The sequence below is a fragment of the Streptomyces durbertensis genome (genome assembly GCF_014156695.1).
In the GTDB taxonomy this organism is placed as follows: domain Bacteria; phylum Actinomycetota; class Actinomycetes; order Streptomycetales; family Streptomycetaceae; genus Streptomyces; species Streptomyces durbertensis.
Map to the genome: position 1 here is coordinate 1 of NZ_WMLF01000264.1, position 7392 is coordinate 7392.

General features: G+C 71.8%; 6 protein-coding genes. 5 read left to right on the plus strand and 1 reads right to left on the minus strand.

All coding sequences use genetic code 11. The features are described 5' to 3' along the window. Nucleotides 1-505 precede the first annotated feature (505 nt). Entirely contained in the window at nt 506-3028 is a 2523-nt protein-coding gene (locus GL263_RS17315; RefSeq protein WP_182856632.1) for an ATP-dependent Clp protease ATP-binding subunit, read from the plus strand. Between the two features lie 101 nt (nt 3029-3129). Here GL263_RS17315 and GL263_RS17320 read toward each other — a convergent pair whose 3' ends face one another. Next, nucleotides 3130-3978 (minus strand): hypothetical protein, encoded by an 849-nt coding sequence (locus GL263_RS17320; protein ID WP_182856633.1) that lies wholly within the window; start codon nt 3976-3978, stop codon nt 3130-3132. Nucleotides 3979-4413: 435 nt separating this feature from the next. Between GL263_RS17320 and GL263_RS17325 the strand changes: the two genes are divergently transcribed. The 4 genes from GL263_RS17325 to GL263_RS17340 all read left to right on the plus strand — a co-directional run. After that, entirely contained in the window at nt 4414-5343 is a 930-nt protein-coding gene (locus GL263_RS17325) for an iron-sulfur binding domain-containing protein (RefSeq protein ID WP_182856634.1), read from the plus strand. A 190-nt stretch (nt 5344-5533) separates the two neighbouring features. Further along, a complete protein-coding gene (locus GL263_RS17330; protein ID WP_182856635.1) occupies nt 5534-6160 on the plus strand; it encodes a SigE family RNA polymerase sigma factor in 627 nt (208 codons plus the stop codon). Continuing rightward, entirely contained in the window at nt 6157-6960 is an 804-nt protein-coding gene (locus GL263_RS17335) for an LppP/LprE family lipoprotein (RefSeq protein ID WP_228456583.1), read from the plus strand. The genes GL263_RS17330 and GL263_RS17335 overlap by 4 nt, the downstream gene beginning before the upstream one ends. Nucleotides 6961-6969: 9 nt before the next feature. Beyond that, nucleotides 6970-7392 (plus strand): response regulator (locus tag GL263_RS17340; RefSeq protein ID WP_228456584.1); only part of this gene is annotated, 423 nt, incomplete at its 3' end.

The following is a 7392-nucleotide window of genomic DNA, read 5'->3' on the forward strand; positions in this document are numbered from 1 at the left end:
TCGCGCGGCCGGGCGCGTCGTGTGTGTCGGCGGGTGAAGCCCGCCGCCCCCGACACTACGTTGTGCGACGAATCGACCACTGTTTGTCCACAAGTCGGGCACTCGTACCGAGTCGGGCCGCGCAAGGCTGTTCGCCTGTAGCGGATGCCGTTCGCCGGGGAGCATGGAACAACCGCCTTCCAGGGTAGGAAATCCCTAGTGGGAACGGGGACGGACAGGCCGTACCGGGCGCGTTCGGGGCGCGAGTGGCGCAGCGTTCGCCCTGGGCGTACCGAATCCGGCCTTGTACGCCTGGCCTGCGGGAACATCGTCTCGCACCATCGGGTTGGAACTGTTGTCGTCCGTTCGGGGCAGCAGCGATCGGCCTTCTTCTCCGCGCGAGTGGGGAGATCCGGACGGGTGTCGGCAGTTGGAATGAGCGGTCCCCGCTCGCGGGACTAAGCTGCGGAAGGACAGAGAGGGGAGCGTCCCCTAGCTGACTGACCGCTCTGAGGAGCGATTAACGATGTTCGAGAGGTTCACCGACCGCGCGCGGCGGGTTGTCGTCCTGGCTCAGGAAGAAGCCCGGATGCTCAACCACAACTACATCGGCACCGAGCACATCCTCCTGGGCCTGATCCACGAGGGTGAGGGTGTCGCCGCTAAGGCACTGGAGAGCCTCGGGATCTCGCTTGAGGCTGTCCGCCAGCAGGTGGAGGAGATCATCGGCCAGGGCCAGCAGGCGCCCTCCGGCCACATCCCCTTCACCCCCCGTGCCAAGAAGGTGCTGGAGCTGTCGCTCCGCGAGGCCCTTCAGCTCGGCCACAACTACATCGGCACCGAGCACATCCTGCTGGGCCTGATCCGCGAGGGCGAAGGCGTCGCCGCGCAGGTCCTGGTGAAGCTCGGAGCCGATCTCAACCGGGTGCGGCAGCAGGTCATCCAGCTGCTCTCCGGCTACTCGGGCGGCAAGGAGACGGCCGCCGCCGGCGGTCCCGCCGAGGGCACGCCGTCCACCTCGCTGGTCCTCGACCAGTTCGGCCGGAACCTCACCCAGGCGGCCCGCGAGTCCAAGCTCGACCCGGTCATCGGGCGCGAGAAGGAGATCGAGCGGGTCATGCAGGTGCTGTCCCGCCGCACCAAGAACAACCCCGTGCTCATCGGTGAGCCCGGCGTCGGCAAGACCGCCGTCGTCGAGGGGCTGGCCCAGTCGATCGTCAAGGGCGAGGTGCCCGAGACGCTGAAGGACAAGCACCTCTACACCCTCGACCTCGGCGCCCTGGTCGCAGGCTCCCGCTACCGCGGTGACTTCGAGGAGCGCCTGAAGAAGGTCCTCAAGGAGATCCGCACCCGCGGCGACATCATCCTGTTCATCGACGAGCTGCACACCCTGGTCGGCGCCGGCGCCGCCGAGGGCGCGATCGACGCCGCCAGCATCCTCAAGCCGATGCTGGCCCGTGGTGAGCTGCAGACCATCGGTGCCACCACGCTCGACGAGTACCGCAAGTACCTGGAGAAGGACGCCGCGCTGGAGCGCCGCTTCCAGCCGATCCAGGTCGCCGAGCCGTCCCTGCCGCACACCATCGAGATCCTCAAGGGCCTGCGCGACCGCTACGAGGCCCACCACAGGGTCTCCATCACGGACGCCGCCCTCGTGGGCGCCGCGACGCTGGCCGACCGGTACATCTCGGACCGCTTCCTCCCGGACAAGGCGATCGACCTGATCGACGAGGCCGGCTCCCGGATGCGCATCCGCCGGATGACCGCGCCGCCGGACCTCCGCGAGTTCGACGAGAAGATCGCGAACGTGCGCCGCGAGAAGGAGTCCGCGATCGACGCGCAGGACTTCGAGAAGGCCGCCAGCCTCCGCGACGACGAGAAGCAGCTGCTGACGCAGAAGGCCAAGCGGGAGAAGGAGTGGAAGGCCGGCGACATGGACGTCGTCGCCGAGGTCGACGAGGAGCTGATCGCCGAGGTCCTCGCCGCGTCCACCGGCATCCCGGTCTTCAAGCTGACCGAGGAGGAGTCCTCGCGTCTGCTGCGCATGGAGGACGAGCTGCACAAGCGCGTCATCGGGCAGGAGGACGCCATCAAGGCGCTCTCCCAGGCCATCCGCCGCACGCGGGCCGGCCTGAAGGACCCGAAGCGTCCGGGCGGTTCGTTCATCTTCGCCGGCCCCTCCGGCGTCGGTAAGACCGAGCTGTCCAAGACGCTGGCGGAGTTCCTGTTCGGCGACGAGGACGCCCTGATCTCCCTTGACATGTCGGAGTTCAGCGAGAAGCACACCGTCTCCCGGCTGTTCGGCTCGCCTCCCGGCTACGTCGGCTACGAGGAGGGCGGCCAGCTCACCGAGAAGGTCCGTCGCAAGCCGTTCTCCGTCGTGCTGTTCGACGAGGTCGAGAAGGCCCACCCGGACATCTTCAACTCGCTGTTGCAGATCCTGGAGGACGGTCGTCTGACCGACTCCCAGGGCCGGGTCGTGGACTTCAAGAACACCGTCATCATCATGACGACGAACCTCGGCACGCGGGACATCTCCAAGGGCTTCAACCTCGGCTTCGCCGCGCAGAACGACGTCAAGGCCGGATACGACCGGATGAAGGCCAAGGTCAACGAGGAGCTCAAGCAGCACTTCCGGCCGGAGTTCCTCAACCGTGTCGACGACACCGTGGTGTTCCACCAGCTCACGCAGGAGGACATCATCCAGATCGTCGACCTGATGATCGCCCAGGTCGACGAGCGGCTGAAGGACCGCGACATGGGTCTGGAGCTGAGCACCGAGGCGAAGCAGCTGCTCGCCAAGCACGGCTACGACCCGGTCATGGGTGCCCGTCCGCTGCGCCGGACCATCCAGCGCGAGATCGAGGACACGCTGTCGGAGAAGATCCTCTTCGGCGAGCTGCGTCCCGGCCACATCGTGGTGGTGGAGACCGAGGGCGAGGGCGAGCAGGCCAAGTTCACCTTCCGCGGTGAGGAGAAGGCGGCCCTGCCGGACGTGCCGCCGATCGAGGCCGCCGGCGGCGGCCCCAACCTCAGCAAGGACAGCTGACGCCCCCAGGGCGAGACGCGACAGGGGACGGCCCCGGTACCGATCGGTACCGGGGCCGTCCCCTGTCGCGGTGCGGTGTGTCGCGGTGCGGTGCGCCCGGCTCAGTCCTTGGTGAGGACAAACGACGTCTCGGCGGTGCCCAGGTACGGCACCTTCACCTCCGCGAGATACGTGCCCGAGGCCAGTCGCGTGCCGGACGGGGTGCCGCAGGACGGCGCGCTCGGCGTCCGGTCCCACACGACGGTGTGGGTGCGCTTCTCACGCGCCTTCACCCGCAGCTGGGCCTCACCCGAGGGACAGTGGTCGGACGCCCACACGGTCCTGTCGGTGTCGTCGGTGTGGGAGATCGTGATCACGGTGCTCGCGCCGCGCAGGTCCAGACGGCAGTCCTTGCCGCTGGTGTTGTCCACGGTGAGCCGCAGCCGGGGCTTCTCGCCGGGGGAGTAGCTGTTCTTCACGCTCTCCAGGCCCAGCTTCGCCTGACCGGCCCGGCAGGCCGCCAGCCCCGCCACGTCGTCGCCGCCGGTGCCCCTGCCGTCGTCGGAGCCGCCCGCGCCGTTCCCGGAGCCGTCGCCCTCCTTGTCGCCGACGCCGTCGCCCGTCCCGTCGCCGTCCTTGTCGGCGCTCCCGCCGGAGCCGGCCGTGCCGCCGCCGTTGTCGGCCGGGTCGCCGTCGGAGCCCTCCGCGTCGCCGTCCTCGTCACGCCCGCCCGGGCGTTCGCTGACAACCGGCTCGGAACTCGTCGGTCCGGGCGTGATGGCGCTCGCCGCGCCGTCGCCCCGGTCGTCCTGGCCCGCGTTGCCCGCCTTGTTGCCCGAGCCGCCGCCACCGGAGGTGAACGCCCAGACGAGCAGCAGGAGCAGGACCGCGACCAGGGACGCCGCGACCGCCCTCCGTCGCCAGTAGATGGAGGAGGGAAGCGGACCGACCGGATTGCGCAATGATCCCACGCGGAAACCTTACGACTCCTCAGCCCCGGTGCGGCGACGTACCCGCCGCACATCGCTCCAACTTTTCAACCTTTTCGACTTTTCCCCTTGTCGTACCGCGATCCGCCACGCCGGAGACGGCTGCTCCGGCCCGCCGCCCGGAGGCCCCGCCGCCCGAAGACCCGCGCCAGGGCCGGGCCTTGCGCTGTTCGGCGGGCGCCTGGCCGGGCGAAGGTCGTTCTCCCACCCGGACGGCGGCGGTGTGGCCGCACCGCCGCCCCGAGCGGCCCCGGCGCCCGGGCGGAGCGGCGGTGTCCGAGCACGCGCCCGGGTCGACGGGAGAGTGCCCCCGGCCCCCGGGAGGCCGGCACGCGTGGCGGGGGCGGGGGTGCTTCCCGGCCGCTCCGGCGCGGAGCGTTCCACCCCCGCGCCGGAGCGTGCCAGGATCGAAGAGCCATGACTGCAACCTCCGAATGCCCCGCGACCGAGCAGTACGGCGCGACCGAACTGCACTCACCCGTCATCGAATGGTTCTCCGTCCACGCCAGAGACCTCCCGTGGCGCCGCCCCGAGGCCGGCGCCTGGGGTGTCATGGTCAGCGAGTTCATGCTCCAGCAGACCCCCGTGAACCGGGTACTGCCCGTCTACGAGCAGTGGATGGCACGCTGGCCCCGGCCCGCCGACCTCGCGGCCGAACCGCCCGGCGAGGCCGTCCGCGCCTGGGGCCGGCTCGGCTACCCGCGCCGCGCCCTCCGCCTCCACGGCGCCGCCGCCGCCATAGCGGAGCGGCACGGGGGCGACGTGCCGCGCGAGCACGCCCAGCTGCTGGCGCTGCCCGGCGTCGGCGAGTACACGGCGGCGGCGGTCGCCTCGTTCGCCTACCGGCAGCGGCACGCCGTGCTCGACACCAACGTCCGCCGCGTCTTCGCCCGGCTCTTCCGCGGCCAGGAGTACCCGCCGAACGCCACGACGGCGTCCGAGCGCAAGCTCGCCAGAGCCGTGTTGCCGGAGGAACCCGAGCAGGCGGCGAGCTGGGCGGCGGCCACCATGGAGCTGGGCGCGCTGGTCTGCACGGCGCGCACGCCGGCCTGCGGGGGCTGCCCGGTGGCCGACCGCTGCGCCTGGAAGCGCGCCGGTTCCCCGCCGCACGCCGGCCCGCCGCGCCGCACCCAGAGCTACGCCGGCACCGACCGCCAGGTGCGCGGCCGGCTGCTGGAGGTGCTGCGGGACACCACCGAGCCGGTGCCGCGCGAGCGTCTCGACGAGGTGTGGGACGAGCCGGTGCAGCGGGCCAGGGCCCTCGACGGCCTGGTCGCCGACGGACTCGTGGAACCGCTGGCCGGCGGCGTCTACCGGCTCCCGCAGGGCCGCCCGGTCGACAACTGAACCGCCCCGCCCCGGCTCCCCCGGGAGCCGGGGCCGCCCGGGCTCCCGGCCCGCTTCCCGCGCTGTTACACAACCGATGGGTGGTCGCGCGCTGCCCGTGCCCCGCCGGGCGGGGTGCCGCAACACCGTCTCCATAGCGTCTGCGACGAACCCACGTACGGGGGCCAGAAGCATCACAGGGGAGGCGAGTATGACGGCGACGACGGCTGCTACGGGCGGGGCGGACGTGCTGGACTTCGAGGAGTACGTCCGCACCAGGCAGGACGCGCTGCTGCGGAGCGCCCGCCGGCTCGTCGCCGACCCGATCGACGCCCAGGACCTGCTCCAGACCGCCCTCGCGCGCACCTGCGGCAAGTGGGACCGGATAGCGGACAAGTCGCTGGCCGACGCCTACCTGCGCCGTGTCATGATCAACACCCGTACGGAGTGGTGGCGGGCCCGCCGGCTGGAGGAGGTGCCCACCGACGTCCTGCCGGACGTCATGGGCGTCGACGACGGCATCGAGCGGTACGCGGACCGCGAGATGCTGGTCGAACTCCTCGGCCTGCTCGCCCCCAAGCAGCGCAGCGTGGTCATCCTCCGGCACTGGGAGCAGATGAGCACGGAGGAGACGGCGGCGGCCCTCGGCATGTCGCCCGGAACGGTGAAGAGTACGCTGCACCGGGCGCTGGCCCGGTTGCGCTCGGAGCTGATCGGCAGGGAGCGGGAGTGGCAGCAGAGGGAACCCGGCGAGGTGGCTTCGGTCGTCGCGGTGCCGCGGCCGCGGCGCGCGGCCGCCGACGCGGGTGCCGCGGTCGGCGGGGAGCGCGCCGCTTGACCGCCGCGCGGCCGTTCCCGCGGACGACGTCCCGCGGGTCGGGGCGCGCGCCCGGCCGCCGCTGGCCGACACTCGCGCTGTGCGGGATGCTGCTGCTGACCGTCGCCGGCTGCGCCGGAGCCGAAGGCGTCCGGGTCGAGCAGTCGGCGGCCGCCGACGCCGTGCCGGACTCCCGCGCCACACCGCTCCCGGCGGCCCCGGCCACGCCGGAACCGGCGAGCCCCGACGGGGAGGAGTCGTCGGCCGCCGACCCCGCGCCGAAGACGTCCAGCGGCGACGCCGCGGCAGGCAAACCGGACGCGAGCCGCCTCTACCGGCCCAGCGCCGCACCCGTCAGCCCGCCCGGCGCCCAGCGCGAGCTCGACGTGATCGCCCTGCTGAAGGCCGACCCGGCCGTCGACAAGCAGGTCAAGGAATACCTGTACCCCTGCGCGGGTACGGCCTGGCCCGTGGACGTCGCCTACGGCAGGCTCACCGGCATGGACGCCGCCGACGTCGTCGTCAACGTCTCCGCGTGCGCCGACGGCACCGGCGTGGGCAGCTACGTCTACCGGGAGACGCCCTCCGGCCAGTACGTGAACGTCTTCACCGAGGAGGAGGCGTCCGTGTACGCCGAGGTGGACCGGAACTCCCTCCGCGTCTACCAGGACATCTACCTCGGGGAGGACCCCATGTGCTGCCCGACCGGGCAGGACGTCGTCACCTACGTGTGGCGCGGCGGCAGGTTCGCCGAACTCGACCGCGTGTACAAGGACTATCCGAAGCCGTCGGCCTCCGGCCGTCGGGACGGGGAGGGCTGAGCCGAGCCGATGGCCGACACCCATGTGCTCTTCGTGGAGGACGACGACGTCATCAGGGAGGCCCTCCAGCTCACCCTGGAACGGGACGGCTTCCAGGTGACGGCCGTCCCCGACGGGCTCGCCGGACTGGAGGCGTTCCGCGCCGACCGGCCCGACATCGCCCTGCTGGACGTCATGGTGCCCGGCCTCGACGGCGTCAGCCTCTGCCGCCGCATCCGCGACGAGTCGACCGTCCCGGTGATCATGCTCTCCGCGCGGGCCGACTCCATCGACGTCGTACTCGGCCTCGAAGCCGGCGCCGACGACTACGTCACCAAGCCCTTCGACGGCGCCGTCCTCGTCGCCCGCATCCGCGCCGTCCTCCGCCGCTTCCAGCACAGCCGCACGGCGAACGACCCGACCGACGACCCGGCCCCCGACGCCGGCGAACCC